This is a genomic window from Sphingobium sp. MI1205 (genome assembly GCF_001563285.1).
In the GTDB taxonomy this organism is placed as follows: Bacteria; Pseudomonadota; Alphaproteobacteria; order Sphingomonadales; family Sphingomonadaceae; genus Sphingobium.
The window spans coordinates 376,845-390,719 of record NZ_CP005189.1 but is presented as its reverse complement, the minus strand read 5'-3'; the positions used below and the strand labels follow the sequence as shown (position 1 = coordinate 390,719).

Genomic DNA, 13,875 nt, shown 5'->3' with positions numbered 1-13,875 from the left:
ATGTCCGCGTCGCCATCTACCGCTTGCGGGCGGCGCGCGTGCGCTTTATCAGCAGGCCCGCGACAGGTTCCCCCACCAGGGATGAAAAGGGAAGTCGGGTGTAAAACCCGCGCTGCCCCTGCAACTGTAAGCGGTGAGCGGACTGGCCACAGCGCCATTGGGGAATGAACGTCCCCGAGAAGGCGGCCGGAACGCACTGACCCGTGAGCCAGGAGACCTGCCTGACGCAGTCGTTCTTCGACCGGACAGGGTGTGCCGGGCGGACGGGGTTTCCCTCGCGTAGCGACAGCCATCGCCTTGCCGGTTCGGTTGTGCAGTCCTCTGCGCGCCCGCGCCCACAGGCTGTTTGCGGGTCAGGAAAACGAAGGGGACCATCATGACGGTCTTTCATGTCACTATGGTTATGGATTGGCGGCGCTGATGCTGCGCCCGGTGGAAAACCGCGCTTCGGTCGTCGTCTGCTCGACGTGCCGCCTCTCGGCTGACGCGCGTGAGGATGGCGAAGGACGGCGCGGCGGCGCGCTGCTCGCCGACGCGATGCGCGCGCTTCAGGCCGGTGATCCAGCCTATGCGGCGGTCGATGTTCAGGACATGCCATGCCTGTTCGCGTGCCAGCGCCATTGCGCCGTCCATTTGCGCGGGCCGGGCAAGGTCGGCTATGTGCTTGGCGATTTCACCCCTGACGCAGACGCCGCGCGCGCGATACTCGACTACACGCTGCGCCACGCCGCCAGCGAAGAGGGCGTCGTGCGCTATGCCGATTGGCCGCAGGGGGTGAAGGGGCACTTCATCGTCCGCACCCCGCCAGAAGGCTTCATCTGCACATGATCCATTTTCAGGATGGGGCTGCCTTCGCCCGAGCGCTGGAGGCGCTGCCGGGACCGGACGAGCAGGCGATCGCCGCCGCCGCCGCACGACAGGCGACGCTGACCAAGCCCGCCGGTTCGCTCGGCCGGCTGGAGGAAATCGCCCTGTTCATGGCGGGCTGGCAGGCACGGGAACGGCCCCGCGCCGACCGCCTCCACGTCGCCATCTTCGCGGGCAACCACGGCGTCGCCGCGCGCGGGGTCAGCGCCTATCCGGCAGCCGTCACCGCGCAGATGGTCGCGAATTTTCGAGGCGGCAGCGCGGCGATCAATGCGCTCGCCGCCGCATGCGGGGCGGAGCTGTCGATCGTCCCGCTCGACCTTGACCGCCCCACCGCCGACATCTGCGAAGCCCCCGCGATGAGCGAGACGGACTGCCTCGCCGCGCTCAATGCAGGCGCAGCGGTCGTCCACGCGGATTGCGACCTGCTGATCGTCGGCGAAATGGGCATTGGCAACAGCACGCCCGCCGCTGCCCTGTGCGCCCAGTCCTTTGGCGGCCTGCCGCGGGACTGGATCGGGCGCGGCACCGGCGTCGATGAAGCCGGTCTGGCGCGAAAGGCCGACGCGGTCGCGCGCGCCCTTCACCTCCACGCGCCCCATTGCACAAACACCTTCGAAACGCTCCGTCGCCTCGGTGGACGAGAGATTGCCGCCATGGCCGGCGCCGTGCTCGCGGCCCGGCAGATGCGCGTGCCGGTGCTGCTCGACGGTTTCATCTGCGGCGCGGCGGTGGCCCCTCTCGCGCGCGACAATCCCGCCATCACCGACCATTGCATCGCGGGCCATGTGTCGGCGGAGGCGGGCCATGCGCGCCTGCTCCGCGCCTTCGGGCTAACCCCGCTGCTTCAACTCGACATGCGCCTTGGCGAAGGCAGCGGCGCAGCGGTTGCGGCACAGATCGTCCGCTCGGCCCTCACCGCGCACGATCAGATGGCCACCTTTACCGAAGCCGCGGTCTCAGAAGCCGTATGAACGCCCACATGCTTCACCTGATGCGCCACGCCGCGCCGCAGACGACTGGCCTGCTGCTTGGCCAGCTGGACATGCCGCCCGATCCTGACGCCGTGCCGCTCTGCGTCGAACGGGCCCGCGCCATCCATTTCGCGCAGGTCATAAGCTCCGACCTCACCCGCGCCAGCCGCCCCGCCGAGCGGATCGCTGCTGCCGCCCAGGTGCCCCACCATGCCGATCCCCGATGGCGCGAATTGCATTTCGGCGCGTGGGAGGGAGCCGACCCTTCAACCCTTCCCGCTGCTGAAACAGCCCGCTTCTGGGATGCCCCCGACGACAATCCTCCACCGGGAGGAGAACGCTGGTCCGACCTGCGCCGCCGTGTCCAGGGCGCGCTCGTCCATATCGACCAGCCGACCTTGGTGCTGAGCCATGCCGGATCCATGCGTGCGGCGCTGTCACTGCTCTGCGGCTTTTCCTATCGGCAGGCCTGGGCCATCGACCTGCCCTATGCCGCGCTGCTCTCCCTGCGCGTCTGGCCCGGAGATGCTCCGAACGCACAGATAACGGCGCTGACTACATGAAGCGGCTGATCCTCGCCCTGCAACTGATGACCAGCCTGCCGCTGCCATCCGTCAAGGCGGACGACAGCGACTTTGCCGCCTCCATCCGCTGGTTTCCCGCCGCCGGTATAGCGGTGGGCGGGGCGGCCGCGATGGCGATGATGCTCGGCCTGCGCGCGGGGCCGTGGGCGGCGGCGCTGCTTGCGCTGCTGGCATGGGTAGCGATGACCGGCGCGCTGCACCTCGATGGGCTTGGCGACATTGCCGATGGCGCAGGCGCGGCGCATGGCGACCGGGCCCGGCTATCTGCCGTGTTGGCCGATCCGCATATCGGCAGCTTCGGCGTGGTCGTGATCGTGCTCCAGCTGCTGACGAAATTGATCCTCCTGCGCATCTGGGCGGAGCAGCTTGCCCCTTGGACTCTCATCCCGCTTGCCCTGATCGCGCGGATCGGCCCGCTCGCCTGGACACTGTGGCTGCCGCCGCTGCATGAAGGGCTGGCCAGCCGCTTCCGCCACGGGGTCAAGCGCGCGCATCTGCTCCCATGGTCCGCGCTGGCGCTTGCGTCATGCGTCATGCTCCCCGCCCTTGCATCCGCTGCCCTGTTCATCCCGCTCTGGGCATGGTGGCTGCGCAGCCGGATCGGCGGCATTTCGGGCGACGGCCATGGCGCGGGCATCGAACTGGTGGAAAGCGCGCTGCTCGCCGCGCTGGTACTTGCCCAATGAGCGATATGTTCCGCTGGCATGGAGGGCGCCTTGCGCAGGCCCGCGATCATTATGGCGCGGACGGTCAGCCCTGGATCGACCTGTCCACCGGCATAAACCCGCGGCCATGGCCCGGTGCTGCCCATATTGCGCCGGACTGGCAATCCCTTCCCGATCCCGCAGCGCTCGCCGACATGGAAACCGCCGCCGCCAGTCATTTCGGCGTCGCCCCCGCCCATGTCTGCGCGCTTCCCGGCAGCGAGATCGGCCTTCGCATGCTTGGCAAGCTGCTGGATCGGCCCGGCTGTCATCTCGTCCCCTCCTACCGCACCCATGCCGCCGCTTTCCCCGGCTCCCTGCCGCTCGATGCGCCGGAACAAGCGCCGCCGGGCACGGCATTGCTGCTCGCCAATCCCAACAATCCCGATGGCCGCCTGTTCGCGCCAGCAAAGATGCAGGCACTGCTCGCCCGGCAGGAGAGGGACGACGGCTGGCTGATCGTGGATGAAGCCTTTGCCGACAGCGTCCCCGGCTCCAGCATCGCCGGTGAAGCGGGGGAGGGCAGGCGCCTCATCCTGCTGCGTTCCTTCGGCAAGTTCTTCGGCCTTGCGGGTGTCCGCCTTGGCCTCCTTGTCGGGCCACCCTCAATCATCGCCGCGTGTCGCGCCATGCTGGGGGACTGGCCCTTGTCGGCGGCAGCGATCGACTTTGGACGCGCCGCCTATCGCGACCGGCTCTGGATCAACCGGACCGTCGCGGATTTGCGCAACCGCGCCGCCCATCTCGACCGGATGCTCGCCCGGCACGGCCTCAACCCGCGCGGCGATTGTCCCTTGTTCCGCCTCGTGGAAACGCCCGCCGCCGCCGCGCTGTTCGACCGTCTGGCGCGTCAGGCCATCCTGACCCGGCCGTTCGACGATCAACCGGACTGGCTGCGCCTGGGCCTGCCTGCGGACGATGCCGCCATGGCCCGACTGGACGAGGCGCTTGGTTGAACTGGTTGCCCTTATCCTTGACGCGGCGCTTGGCTGGCCGGGGTGGCTCTATGCGCGCATCGGCCATCCGGTTGGCGCTTTCGCGCGGATCATCGCCGCCTGCGAACGCCGCTGGAACCGGCCCGGCCTTGGTAACGGGCGCAGGCGGATGGCGGGCGTCGCCACGTTCCTGATCCTGCTGCTGGTCGCAACCCTTGGCGGGTGGCTCATCCAATCGGCCCTTCGCCGTCTGATGGGCGCATGGGCCTGGACAGGGATCGCGCTCGCGGCCTGGCCCGCGCTCGCCCAACGCAGCCTGTTCGATCATGTCCTGCCCGTCGTGAAGGCGCTCAAGACCGGCGATCTTCCGGCAGCGCAGCAGGCTGTCGGGCATATTGTCGGCCGCGACACCGCGTCGCTTGACGAGGCTGGCGTCGCCCGCGCGGCCATCGAAAGCCTCGCCGAAAGTTTTTGCGATGGCGTCGTAGCGCCGCTCTTCTGGCTGTTCGTCGGCGGCCTTCCCGGCGTCTGGGCCTACAAGGCTGTGAACACCGCCGACAGCATGATCGGCCATCGGGAAGAACCGTTCGCCGCCTTTGGATGGGCCGCCGCGCGTTTCGACGATCTCCTGAATCTCGCCCCGGCGCGCCTGTCTGCCATCCTCCTTTGCGTTGCCGGGCCGGGGGGCTGGCGCGTCCTTCGCCGCGATCACGCCCTTCACGCTTCGCCCAATGCCGGGTGGCCAGAGGCGGCGATGGCGGGCGCGCTGGACGTCCGCCTTGCCGGGCCGGTTCAATATGATGGCGTTCGCCATGACAAAGCGTGGATCGGGGGCGATGGCGCGGAAGCGACACCGGCCGCCGCCAGCGCCGCGCTTGCGCTTTATGTTCGCGCCTGCCTCCTGCTCTGGCTGGTGGCCGCGATGATCGGAGGTATCGGTTGATGACCGCATTTCGCAGGCTTCTGGTGCTGGGCGGCGCCCGTTCGGGCAAAAGCCGGCTTGCGGAAACGCAATGTGAAGCGATGCCGGGCGCGCTCACCTACATCGCCACGGCCCAGGCGTTCGACGCGGAAATGAGTGACAGGATCAGCCATCACCGCGCCCGCCGCAGCGCCCGGTGGCATACGGTGGAAGCACCCATCGACCTGCCGGCCGCCATTGCCGGCGCGCATGGATCGGGGGCGATCCTGGTTGATTGCCTGACCCTCTGGCTATCCAACCTGCTGCTGGCGCAAGAGGATATCGCGGGCTGGACCCGCGCGCTGACCGCCGCCATTGCGGATTGTGGCCCGCCCATCCTGTTCGTCAGTAATGAAGTCGGCCTTTCCATCGTCCCCGAAAACGCACTCGCCCGCCGGTTTCGGGACGAATCGGGCTTGCTCAACCAGCATATCGCCAAAGCCTGCGACCGGGTTCTGTTCGTTGCGGCGGGCTTGCCCTTGATCCTCAAGCAGGACGGGCGCGCCATCATATCGTCTTAATAATGCATTCAACTTCGCATTGATGCGGGAACCTCAGCCGGCATTTTCGTCGCAGCCGGGAACGTCGGCTGCGCATGGATCGGGGCATATGCGGGGAAATAGCAGGGCTATTCGCATGGGCGGAATAAATTCATTGTGCGAATCGTCGGGGTGATATTTGGGTGCGACCGGCTTGCCTGCGATCGATCGGATCAATATGGCACCGCCCAAGAATATTTGGAGGGGTTTTATGGAAGCCATCAATCATGGCAGGGGCGATCGGCCCCGGACTGGCGGAAATGGGAAGACCACCAGCGTCTCGACCGGATTGCGGCTTCTGGACAGGGGATATAGCAAGTGAACGCTCTTAACGCAGATTATCTGTTCGTCTTCATATTGGCGGCTTTCGTCGGTTTTCAGCTGATCAAGAAGGTGTCGCCGCTGTTGCACTCGCCGCTGATGTCGCTGACCAATGCGATCGCGGCGGTTGTCATTGTCGGGGCGATCGCGATCACGGGTGAAGAAGGGGCGACGCCGCTTGGCAAGACGCTTGGCTTCATCGCGGTATTCTGTGCGACGGTGAACCTGGTCAGCGGGTTCATGATTACGGACCGCATGCTCAAGATGTTCAAGCCGCGGGGGAAGTAACCGATGGACGCCTTCGTTCCTTTCGCGGCAATTGCCGCCTCGTCCCTGTTCATCCTGTCGCTGATGTGGATGAGCCATCCTTCGACTGCCCGTCGCGGCGTGCGCGCGGGCGAGATCGGCATGGTCATCGCAATCATCGGCGCGCTCGTTCACCATGAGGTGGTCGATTATAACCTGATCCTCATCGCGATGGTTGCCGGTGCGGCTGTCGGCATTCCGATGGCGCTGCTGATGCCGATGACGGCGATCCCGCAGCGGACCGCCATCTCCCACGCATTCGGCGCGCTCGCCGTCGGCCTGATCGGCGCCGCCGAATATTACAAGCATGCCCATGCCGAATATGCAGGCAGCTTCGTCATGTGGGCGCTGATGTTCGAAATGGCGCTGGGTTTCCTGACCTGCACCGCATCGGTCGTCGCGTTCGCCAAGTTGCAGGAATTGATGGGCAGCCGTCCGGTGTCCTTCCCCGGCCAGCGCATCGTCAACGGCGCCGTCGCGCTTGGCGCGGTCGTCGTGGCGGTCGTGCTTGCGCTGGACCCGACCCAGACCTGGCTGTTCCCGGTCTTTGCGGCTCTCGCATTGCTGTTCGGTATCCTGCTGGTCATCCCGATCGGCGGGGCGGACATGCCGACCGTCATCGCGCTGCTCAACAGCTATGCGGGGCTTGCCGCCTCGGCCATGGGCTTTGCGCTTGGCAACAAGCTGCTGATCGTGGCGGGCGCGCTTGATGGTGCGTCGGGCTTCATTCTGGCCGTCATCATGTGCAAGGCGATGAACCGCAGCTTCGCCAACGTCATGTTTGGTGGCTTCGGTACTGTCGCCGCGGGCGTCGCAGGCGGCAAGGATGACCGCGTCGTCCGCTCCGCCTCGGCGGAGGAAGCCGCCATGCAGCTGGAAAACGCCAGCACCGTGGTGATCGTGCCCGGTTACGGCATGGCCGTCGCGCAGGCGCAGCACAAGGTCAGCGAACTCTACCAGGCGCTGACCAAGAAGGGCGTGGATGTGAAATTCGCGATCCACCCGGTCGCTGGCCGCATGCCAGGCCACATGAACGTGCTGCTGGCCGAAGCCAACGTGCCCTATGAGCAGCTGGTCGATCTGGACGACATCAACCCGGAACTGCCGCAGGCGGACGTCGCGGTGATCATCGGCGCGAACGACACGGTCAACCCCTCGGCGCGCGACGATCCCAAGAGCGCGATTGCGGGCATGCCGATCATCGAAGCGGACCGGGCCAAGTCGGTGTTCATCATCAAGCGTTCGATGAATGCGGGCTTCGCCGGGATCGACAATCCGATCTATTATAACAGCAACACCCAGATGCTGTTCGGCGACGCCAAGGACATGGTCGGCTCCATCGCCAAGGAATTGAGCGGGGGCAGCGGTCTTCACTGACCCGCGCTTTCGCACCGAACAGGGAAAGCCCGCTGCCCCGCGCAGCGGGCTTTCTTTTTGCCTGCCAAAATGCCCATCGGGTCCGATTCTACCGCCATTTTCGCCATCACATTCCAAAGTGCCGACAATGACACTTTACCCTCCGGCAAAGTGTCATTGGTGACAAAAGCGACCGGCGGCATGATCAGGGGATTCACATTGGCCTCTACCTGTGCTTGATTCATCCCCGTTATGTTTCACGGTTCGATCAAGCCTCGCTCTGCTGGCAGCGGAGACCTTTCCGCCCTGCTGGACCGGCTTGCCCATGCCAGCACGCGTCCGCGCTATGCGTTCATGCTGCTCACACTGATCGCAGAAGTGGCGCGGCCGGACGGCAGCGCCGGACCTTTCATAGCCAAGGATGGCGCGTTGGAGCCGCTACGCGACTGGCTTTGCGATGCGCTGACGCCGATGGGCGGTCGCGATCCGCGCCGCCTTGCCCTTGCCGAGCGGGTGCGCGCGGAACTGGCGGGGCAGGGGATGTTGCCCGCCGATCCTGGCGCCGCCAGCGCTGCGGTCGAAGAAGAAGTGAAGCTGCGCGTGCGGGCATCCGGCAAGACCAATCTAAGTCGCGCCGTGTCGGAAATGGTCGCCGCTGGCCTCCTGCGCCGCCATTATCAGGGTTACAGGGTCGATCATCATAATCGTGGAGCGCGGCGGCAGGCGGTCTACACCCTGACCGGCCTTGCCCGCATCCTGATCGCACCCGTCGCGCCGCAGCCAATGGGTCCGCCACCCGCGCCAAAGCTACAGCCGCGTCAGGGCGAACTCAGCCTTTGAACGGGTCGCTGCGCCCTCACATCCCGCCTCTCTTCCGTTAGCGCCAAAGCGCGTCCAGGAGCGGCAGCGCCCATCCTTGCGGCCTGTGACGGAAGCAGTCATGCGCCAGATCATTCTTCAGCGGCTGGGCGGCGCGCGCGCGTTTCCGTGCCACTGGTCGGCTGCATCGTCAGCCTCCGCCTGACCCGCGACGCATCGATCATGCCACGGCAAGCGCCACCGGCGAGGCGGGTCAGTAGCAATCAAGGCAAACGAGCCATCGCCTTGTGGGCAACGGCTCGTCTTGCATCTTTCAGGAAATAACGATCAGCCGACGGTTTCCGTCGGGGCCGGGGCCGGAGCAGCCTTGGCGCGAGGCTTGCGGGCCCCTTTCTCGGCCTTGACCGCTTTTGCCGCCTTGGGCGCGTCGACCGACTTTGCCGGAGCCTGTGCCGGAACCTTGGCGGCGGGCTTCGCAGGCGCCTTGGCCGGCTTTGCTGCCTTGACCTTGGCCGCAGGTGCTTTCGCTCCGCTTGCCGCTGCGGCCTTGGGCGCCTTCACCGTGGCGTCGGCCGCCTTGGGCGCTGCCGCCTTCTCTCCGCCAGCCGCAGGCGCGGGCTTGCGGCCAAGGCCAAGGCGCGTGGCGACGGCGCGGCGGGCCTCGGAATAGCTCGGCGCGACCAGCGGATAGGATTTGGGCAGATTGTAGCGCTGGCGATAGTCGTCCGGCGAAAGGCCGTGGGTCGCCAGATGCCGTTTCAGCGTCTTGTACGGCTTGCCGTCGATCATGCTCAAAATATGCTCGGGCGACGACAGGCTTTTGCGTACGGAAACTGCGGGGGTGTAAGTCGCGGCCTGCGCATCGCCAGCATTCGGCGACAGATCATCAGTCAATGCGGCGCGCGTTGTACGGATCAGGTCGGCCAGCGTTTCGCTGGGAACCGAGTTGTTGGAGACAAACGCGCTCAATAGCTGAACAGTGAGCGTCGTGATGTCAGGCTGCGAATTTTCAGACATTGGCACGCTTCTCCACGCAAAATAACGACGGTGGCCTTCTGCGCGCTTTGCATTCAAATGTAAATCGCCTTTGCCGGTCGAATCTCCGACATATCTGTCCCTCTCGTGGACGTTTCTGATCTTTCGGCGACGTCGCGGTGTATATCAAATGTTCGTCTTGGCAAAATGGGCCGGCGACATGTCAGGCCAAGATGTCAATTGCCGTGCAAGCAGGGAAATATTGTCATGCTGCTGGTCGATGCAACGGCAAGTCATATCATTGCATGGGCTTTGCGGCGGATGACAAAAAAAAGGCCGGTCCCGAAGGACCGGCCAGCTGAGTTTTTAGGAGAGGATGCCTGAAAGGCAGGGACGCCTCTGGCCCCCCGGGCCTCTCCTGACAATTGTTTAGATCGCTACTTCGATTGCATGTCATGCAATCGTAACATAGCGGCGCTCACTCCCTTTCAGGAGGCGCGCGGCGTTCAGCCGTTCAGCTGGTCCTTGACCGCCTTGGCAGGCGTGAAGGTCAGCTTCTTGGAAGCGGCGATCTGGATGGTGGCGCCGGTCGACGGATTGCGGCCTTCGCGCGCGGGCTGGTCCTTGACCTTGAACTTGCCAAAACCGCTCAGCGAAACTTCTTCACCCTTGGCGGCGGCGCTGGCGATGGCGGCGAAAACCCCATCGACATATTTGCGGGCATCGGCCTTGGTCAGGCCATGCTCGGCGGCAACAGCTTCGGCGAGTTCGGTATTGTTCATGGATCGTCTCCCTTTCGTGGACGATGCGTCTTAACCTGTCTCATCGCCCGCAACTAGGGGGGTTTTGGGCCGTTAACCGATATTTTCGGGCCGGATTCGTGTTATTTGGCCTGACTTTACCTCTGATTGCCCTTGTCCGCCCTGCCGAGTCTGCCGTCGCGCGCGATTCAGGCCGGTCGAAACCACTTCATCCGCGACCAAAAAGCCGCCCGCCCATCGCGCCGTCCTTCAACACCACGCGCGCCGCATTATGGCCCGGCACGCCGCTCACCCCGCCGCCCGGATGCGTACCCGCGCCGCACATATAGAGTCCCTTCACCGGCCCGCGATAGGCGCCATGCCCCAGCACCGGGCGTGCGGCCCACAATTGGTCCAGCGTCATCGCGCCATGCATGATGTCGCCGCCGGTCATCCCGAATGTCCGCTCCAGATCGAGCGGGGACAATATGTCCCGCGCAATCACGGACTGTGCAAAACCCGGCGCATAAGCGTCCACCGTCGCGATCACATCATCGGCCGCCGCCTCGCGCACATCGTCCCAACTGCGCCCGTGAGGCAATTCAGGCGCGAACTGCTGGCAGAATAGGCTCGCCACATGCGCGCCGGCCGGCGCCAGGCTGTCGTCGATGATCGAAGGTATCAGCATTTCGACGATCGGCGCGCGCGACCAGCCCCGCGCCTTCGCATCGGTGAAAGCCTGATCCATATAATCCATGGTCGGCGCGATGATGATCCCGGCCTGCAAATGCTCGCCCGTCCCCGGCAGGCAGGAAAAGCCGGGCAGCGCCGACAGGGCGACGTTCATCCGGAAACTGCCCGACGCCGTCCTGAACCCCCGGATACGTTTCAGGAAATCGGGCGGCAGGTCGCCGGGCGTCATCATCCGCTCATAGAGCAGCTTTGGCCCGACATTGGCGATGATCGCGCTACCCATCACTTCCTCGCCGCTTTCCAGCCTGACGCCCACCGCGCGGCCGCCATCGACCAGCACGCGCGCGACGGGAGCATCCAGGCTGATCTCCACGCCCATGGCTTCGACAATGCGCGCCATGGTCTGCGTGATCGCGCCCATGCCGCCGACGCAATGGCCCCATGCGCCCTTTTTCCCGTTCACCTGGCCAAAGACATGATGCAGCAGCACATAGGCGCTGCCCGGCGTGTCGGGGGACGCATAGTTGCCGACCATTGCGTCAAAGGCGAAGGCGGCCTTCACCGCCTCGCTCTCGAACCAGCCATCCAGGAATCCGCGCGCCGATTTCAGGAACAGGTCCATCACGTCGCGCTTCTGCTCCAGCGACAATGATCCGACACGCCGCCCCTGGGAAAGCGCCGCCATCACCATGGACAGCCCGTCGCCAACATTGGGCGGTGCTTTCAGCAGCATGTCGCGCAGCAGGCTCGCCACCACCTCCAGCGCATCCTGATAGGCGGGCAGGGCGGCGGCATCCTTCGCGCTGAACTTTGCAAATTCGGCCTGCGTCTTCTCCATCCCGCCGCCGACCTTCAGATAGCGGCCATCGGGCTGCGGCAGGAAATTGGCGATCGGCCGCTCGATCACGCGATAGCCATGGTGGGCCAGCCGCATGTCGGCGATCACCTTGGGATGCAGCAGGCTGACGGTATAGCTTGCCACCGAATTGCGGAAACCGGGGTGAAACTCCTCCGTCACCGCCGCGCCGCCGACAATGGGCCGCCGCTCCAATATGCGCACCTTGTACCCGGCCCGCGCCAGGTAGAATGCGCAGACCAGCCCGTTATGCCCGCCGCCGATGATGACGGCGTCGCGCCGCCTGCTCATCAAGCTTCAGCCTGCCTGTTTACGCGTCCCCCGACACCCATCCCCTCGCACCCTCCTTGTCGAACTTATACATATGTATAACAGTCCCGGACGAGCGCGCAAATCGCTTTCAATTCTCTATTTCATTCGCGACTTTGCCATAACGCCGCGCCAATCCCGCGCACACCATCAGCTGAATCTGGTGGAACAACATCACTGGCAAAAGTATCGGCCCAACCGCACTTGCGGGGAACAGCACGCCCGCCATCGGCACGCCGGTCGCCAGGCTCTTCTTCGATCCGCAGAATTGCAATACGATCGCGTCCTCCCGCGACAGACCCAGCAAGCGCGCCAGGCCCCATGTGAAAAGCAGCACGACCGCCAGGATCGCGATGGACAGCAGCGCCAGCAGCAAGAGTTCCTCCCGCGACACCTTCTGCCATAGCCCCTCGACCACCGCCGCGCTGAAGGCTGAATAGACGATCAGCAGGATCGACCCGCGATCCACCCGCCCCAGCATCGCCCGGTGCCGTTCGACGATCCCGCCGATCCACGGGCGCGCCAGATGGCCGAGGACGAACGGCAGCAACAGTTGCAGCACGATCCCCTCCGCCGCCGACAGGGAAATCAGGCCGCCCGTCCCCCCGGCGCCTTTCTGCATCAGCAGCGCGACCAGCAACGGCGTCAGGATAATGCCCAGCAGGTTGGAAAAGGACGCGCTCACCACCGCCGCGGCGACATTGCCCCGCGCGATCGCGGTGAAGGCGATCGACGACTGCACCGTTGAAGGCAGCAGCGTCAGGAACAGCAGTCCTGCCCGCATCGCGACCGGGATCGCCTCCACCTGTTGCGTCGCGAGGCCGACCAGCGGGAACAGCGCAAAGGTCGTCCCCAGCGTCGCCAGATGCAGCTTCCACGCCCGCGCCCCGATCCAGATCGCGTTGCGCGACAGCTTCGCGCCATGCAGGAAGAACAGCAATACGATCCCCGCATCGGCAAGGATGCCGATGACATACGCCCCGTCGCCCCGCGCTGGCAGGAAAGACGCCAGCACGACCATCGCTATCAGCAACAGCAGGAATGGGTCGGCGAATTCCCGAAGTCGGCTCATCCGCGCGGCTGTAGTCAGTCCTGCATGAAAAGGATAGACGGCAGGCGATTGGGCCGCTTAGGTCGAGCAGGGCAGATGGAGAAAGTCATGAGTAGCGGGGTGGAAATTGTCGAGCGGGACGACGTGCTGGAAATCCACATCGATCGTCCGGAAAAGAAAAACGCGCTTACCGCCGCCATGTACCGGACCATGATCGCCGCGCTTGCCGACGCGTCTGCGCGGGCCGGGATCGGCGCGGTCCTGATCGCTGGCAAGGGCGACGTCTTCTGCGCGGGCAATGACCTCAAGGATTTCACCCAGGGTCCGCAAGGTGGAGAGGCCGCCTTCGCATTCATCCGCGCCATCGCCCGTTTCGATAAGCCCGTTGTCGCCGCAGTGCAGGGACTGGCCGTTGGGGTAGGCACCACGATGTTGTTCCATTGCGACCTTGTTTATGCTGCGCCGGACGCTCGCTTCATCACGCCGTTCGTGAATTTGGGTATCGTGCCGGAAGCCGGTTTCAGCCTTTTGGCCCCTGCCACCATCGGCCACGCCAAGGCGGCGGCGATGTTGCTGCTCGGCGAACCCATGGATGCCGATACCGCCGATCGCGCGGGGCTAGTAACCGCGATCGTACCCGCCGAACGCCTGCTCGACCATGCGCGGGGTAAGGCTGCGCTACTCATGAGCAAGCCGCCCCATGCTCTCGCGGCGACTCGTCGCCTGCTGAAGGGGGATCAGGCGGTGCTGCTTGAACGTATCGAAGAAGAAGCGCGACTGGTCGAGGACATGCTCGACGCAGCCGAAGCGCAGGAAGCCTTCGCCGCCTTCTTCGAAAAGCGCCCGCCAGTTTTCCGCCGCGACTGAAGCAGAAGCCCTGATCCG

The 13,875-nt window shown here is 65.1% G+C and carries 16 protein-coding genes and 1 riboswitch; of the genes, 11 read left to right on the top strand and 5 right to left on the bottom strand.

All coding sequences use genetic code 11. From position 1 onward, the window contains the following. Nucleotides 1-47: 47 nt before the first annotated feature. A riboswitch (cobalamin riboswitch) is annotated at nt 48-239 on the top strand. A gap of 181 nt (nt 240-420) precedes the next feature. From K663_RS18325 to K663_RS18280, 9 genes are all read left to right on the top strand, one after another. After that, nucleotides 421-828, top strand: a complete 408-nt coding sequence (locus tag K663_RS18325; protein ID WP_062121657.1) for a DUF1636 domain-containing protein — start codon at nt 421-423, stop codon at nt 826-828. Continuing rightward, nucleotides 825-1,841, top strand: a complete 1,017-nt coding sequence (gene cobT / locus K663_RS18320) for a nicotinate-nucleotide--dimethylbenzimidazole phosphoribosyltransferase (RefSeq protein WP_062121498.1) — start codon at nt 825-827, stop codon at nt 1,839-1,841. Before K663_RS18325 ends, cobT begins: the two co-directional genes overlap by 4 nt. Nucleotides 1,842-1,849: 8 nt before the next feature. Then, nucleotides 1,850-2,404 carry a histidine phosphatase family protein gene (locus K663_RS18315; protein ID WP_335339097.1) on the top strand — a complete coding sequence of 185 codons (555 nt, stop codon included), beginning with the start codon at nt 1,850-1,852 and terminating at the stop codon, nt 2,402-2,404. Continuing rightward, nucleotides 2,401-3,111: an adenosylcobinamide-GDP ribazoletransferase gene (locus K663_RS18310; RefSeq protein WP_062121496.1), complete on the top strand. Its 711-nt coding sequence runs from the start codon at nt 2,401-2,403 to the stop codon at nt 3,109-3,111. Before K663_RS18315 ends, K663_RS18310 begins: the two co-directional genes overlap by 4 nt. After that, nucleotides 3,108-4,085 (top strand): threonine-phosphate decarboxylase, encoded by a 978-nt coding sequence (locus K663_RS18305; RefSeq protein ID WP_062121495.1) that lies wholly within the window; start codon nt 3,108-3,110, stop codon nt 4,083-4,085. Before K663_RS18310 ends, K663_RS18305 begins: the two co-directional genes overlap by 4 nt. Next, nucleotides 4,048-5,007 (top strand): adenosylcobinamide-phosphate synthase CbiB, encoded by a 960-nt coding sequence (gene cbiB, locus K663_RS18300; protein ID WP_062121494.1) that lies wholly within the window; start codon nt 4,048-4,050, stop codon nt 5,005-5,007. The genes K663_RS18305 and cbiB overlap by 38 nt, the downstream gene beginning before the upstream one ends. After that, on the top strand, nt 5,007-5,546 hold the full coding sequence (gene cobU, locus K663_RS18295) for a bifunctional adenosylcobinamide kinase/adenosylcobinamide-phosphate guanylyltransferase (protein ID WP_062121493.1): 540 nt from the start codon (nt 5,007-5,009) through the stop codon (nt 5,544-5,546). The genes cbiB and cobU overlap by 1 nt, the downstream gene beginning before the upstream one ends. A 336-nt stretch (nt 5,547-5,882) precedes the next feature. Further along, entirely contained in the window at nt 5,883-6,173 is a 291-nt protein-coding gene (locus K663_RS18285) for an NAD(P) transhydrogenase subunit alpha (protein ID WP_062121491.1), read from the top strand. 3 nt (nt 6,174-6,176) lie between these two features. Then, nucleotides 6,177-7,568 (top strand): NAD(P)(+) transhydrogenase (Re/Si-specific) subunit beta, encoded by a 1,392-nt coding sequence (locus K663_RS18280; protein WP_062121490.1) that lies wholly within the window; start codon nt 6,177-6,179, stop codon nt 7,566-7,568. Here the strand turns inward: K663_RS18280 and K663_RS18275 are convergent. Next, complete coding sequence (locus tag K663_RS18275) at nt 7,562-7,792, bottom strand: hypothetical protein (protein WP_062121489.1); 231 nt, start codon at nt 7,790-7,792, stop codon at nt 7,562-7,564. The two genes, K663_RS18280 and K663_RS18275, sit on opposite strands and share 7 nt — an antisense overlap. A 7-nt stretch (nt 7,793-7,799) precedes the next feature. Between K663_RS18275 and K663_RS18270 the strand changes: the two genes are divergently transcribed. After that, on the top strand, nt 7,800-8,387 hold the full coding sequence (locus K663_RS18270) for a hypothetical protein (RefSeq protein WP_062121488.1): 588 nt from the start codon (nt 7,800-7,802) through the stop codon (nt 8,385-8,387). A 306-nt stretch (nt 8,388-8,693) separates the two neighbouring features. Here K663_RS18270 and K663_RS18265 read toward each other — a convergent pair whose 3' ends face one another. From K663_RS18265 to K663_RS18250, 4 genes are all read right to left on the bottom strand, one after another. Further along, the gene (locus tag K663_RS18265; protein ID WP_083536029.1) at nt 8,694-9,383 is read right to left on the bottom strand and encodes a MucR family transcriptional regulator; all 690 of its coding nucleotides are present in this window, start codon (nt 9,381-9,383) and stop codon (nt 8,694-8,696) included. A 464-nt stretch (nt 9,384-9,847) separates the two neighbouring features. Next, nucleotides 9,848-10,123, bottom strand: coding sequence for an HU family DNA-binding protein (locus K663_RS18260; protein ID WP_062121487.1), 276 nt, complete (start codon nt 10,121-10,123; stop codon nt 9,848-9,850). 187 nt (nt 10,124-10,310) lie between these two features. Continuing rightward, a complete protein-coding gene (locus tag K663_RS18255) occupies nt 10,311-11,921 on the bottom strand; it encodes a phytoene desaturase family protein (RefSeq protein ID WP_062121486.1) in 1,611 nt (536 codons plus the stop codon). A gap of 109 nt (nt 11,922-12,030) precedes the next feature. Next, nucleotides 12,031-13,011 carry a bile acid:sodium symporter family protein gene (locus K663_RS18250; RefSeq protein ID WP_062121485.1) on the bottom strand — a complete coding sequence of 327 codons (981 nt, stop codon included), beginning with the start codon at nt 13,009-13,011 and terminating at the stop codon, nt 12,031-12,033. 87 nt (nt 13,012-13,098) lie between these two features. Here K663_RS18250 and K663_RS18245 point away from each other — a divergent pair, with 87 nt between their 5' ends. Then, entirely contained in the window at nt 13,099-13,857 is a 759-nt protein-coding gene (locus K663_RS18245; protein WP_062121656.1) for an enoyl-CoA hydratase-related protein, read from the top strand. Nucleotides 13,858-13,875 lie beyond the last annotated feature (18 nt).

What these genes read in the sequence shown, in the direction of transcription:
- K663_RS18270 (WP_062121488.1), top strand. Translation starts at nt 7,800, where the DNA reads ATGTTTCACGGTTCGATCAAGCCTCGCTCTGCTGGCAGCGGAGACCTT.
- K663_RS18245 (WP_062121656.1), top strand. Translation starts at nt 13,099, where the DNA reads ATGAGTAGCGGGGTGGAAATTGTCGAGCGGGACGACGTGCTGGAAATC.
- cobT (WP_062121498.1), top strand. Translation starts at nt 825, where the DNA reads ATGATCCATTTTCAGGATGGGGCTGCCTTCGCCCGAGCGCTGGAGGCG.
- cbiB (WP_062121494.1), top strand. Translation starts at nt 4,048, where the DNA reads ATGCCGCCATGGCCCGACTGGACGAGGCGCTTGGTTGAACTGGTTGCC.
- K663_RS18260 (WP_062121487.1), bottom strand. Translation starts at nt 10,123, where the DNA reads ATGAACAATACCGAACTCGCCGAAGCTGTTGCCGCCGAGCATGGCCTG.
- K663_RS18255 (WP_062121486.1), bottom strand. Translation starts at nt 11,921, where the DNA reads ATGAGCAGGCGGCGCGACGCCGTCATCATCGGCGGCGGGCATAACGGG.
- K663_RS18280 (WP_062121490.1), top strand. Translation starts at nt 6,177, where the DNA reads ATGGACGCCTTCGTTCCTTTCGCGGCAATTGCCGCCTCGTCCCTGTTC.
- K663_RS18250 (WP_062121485.1), bottom strand. Translation starts at nt 13,011, where the DNA reads ATGAGCCGACTTCGGGAATTCGCCGACCCATTCCTGCTGTTGCTGATA.
- K663_RS18305 (WP_062121495.1), top strand. Translation starts at nt 3,108, where the DNA reads ATGAGCGATATGTTCCGCTGGCATGGAGGGCGCCTTGCGCAGGCCCGC.
- K663_RS18275 (WP_062121489.1), bottom strand. Translation starts at nt 7,792, where the DNA reads ATGAATCAAGCACAGGTAGAGGCCAATGTGAATCCCCTGATCATGCCG.
- K663_RS18265 (WP_083536029.1), bottom strand. Translation starts at nt 9,383, where the DNA reads ATGTCTGAAAATTCGCAGCCTGACATCACGACGCTCACTGTTCAGCTA.
- K663_RS18310 (WP_062121496.1), top strand. Translation starts at nt 2,401, where the DNA reads ATGAAGCGGCTGATCCTCGCCCTGCAACTGATGACCAGCCTGCCGCTG.
- cobU (WP_062121493.1), top strand. Translation starts at nt 5,007, where the DNA reads ATGACCGCATTTCGCAGGCTTCTGGTGCTGGGCGGCGCCCGTTCGGGC.
- K663_RS18315 (WP_335339097.1), top strand. Translation starts at nt 1,850, where the DNA reads ATGCTTCACCTGATGCGCCACGCCGCGCCGCAGACGACTGGCCTGCTG.
- K663_RS18325 (WP_062121657.1), top strand. Translation starts at nt 421, where the DNA reads ATGCTGCGCCCGGTGGAAAACCGCGCTTCGGTCGTCGTCTGCTCGACG.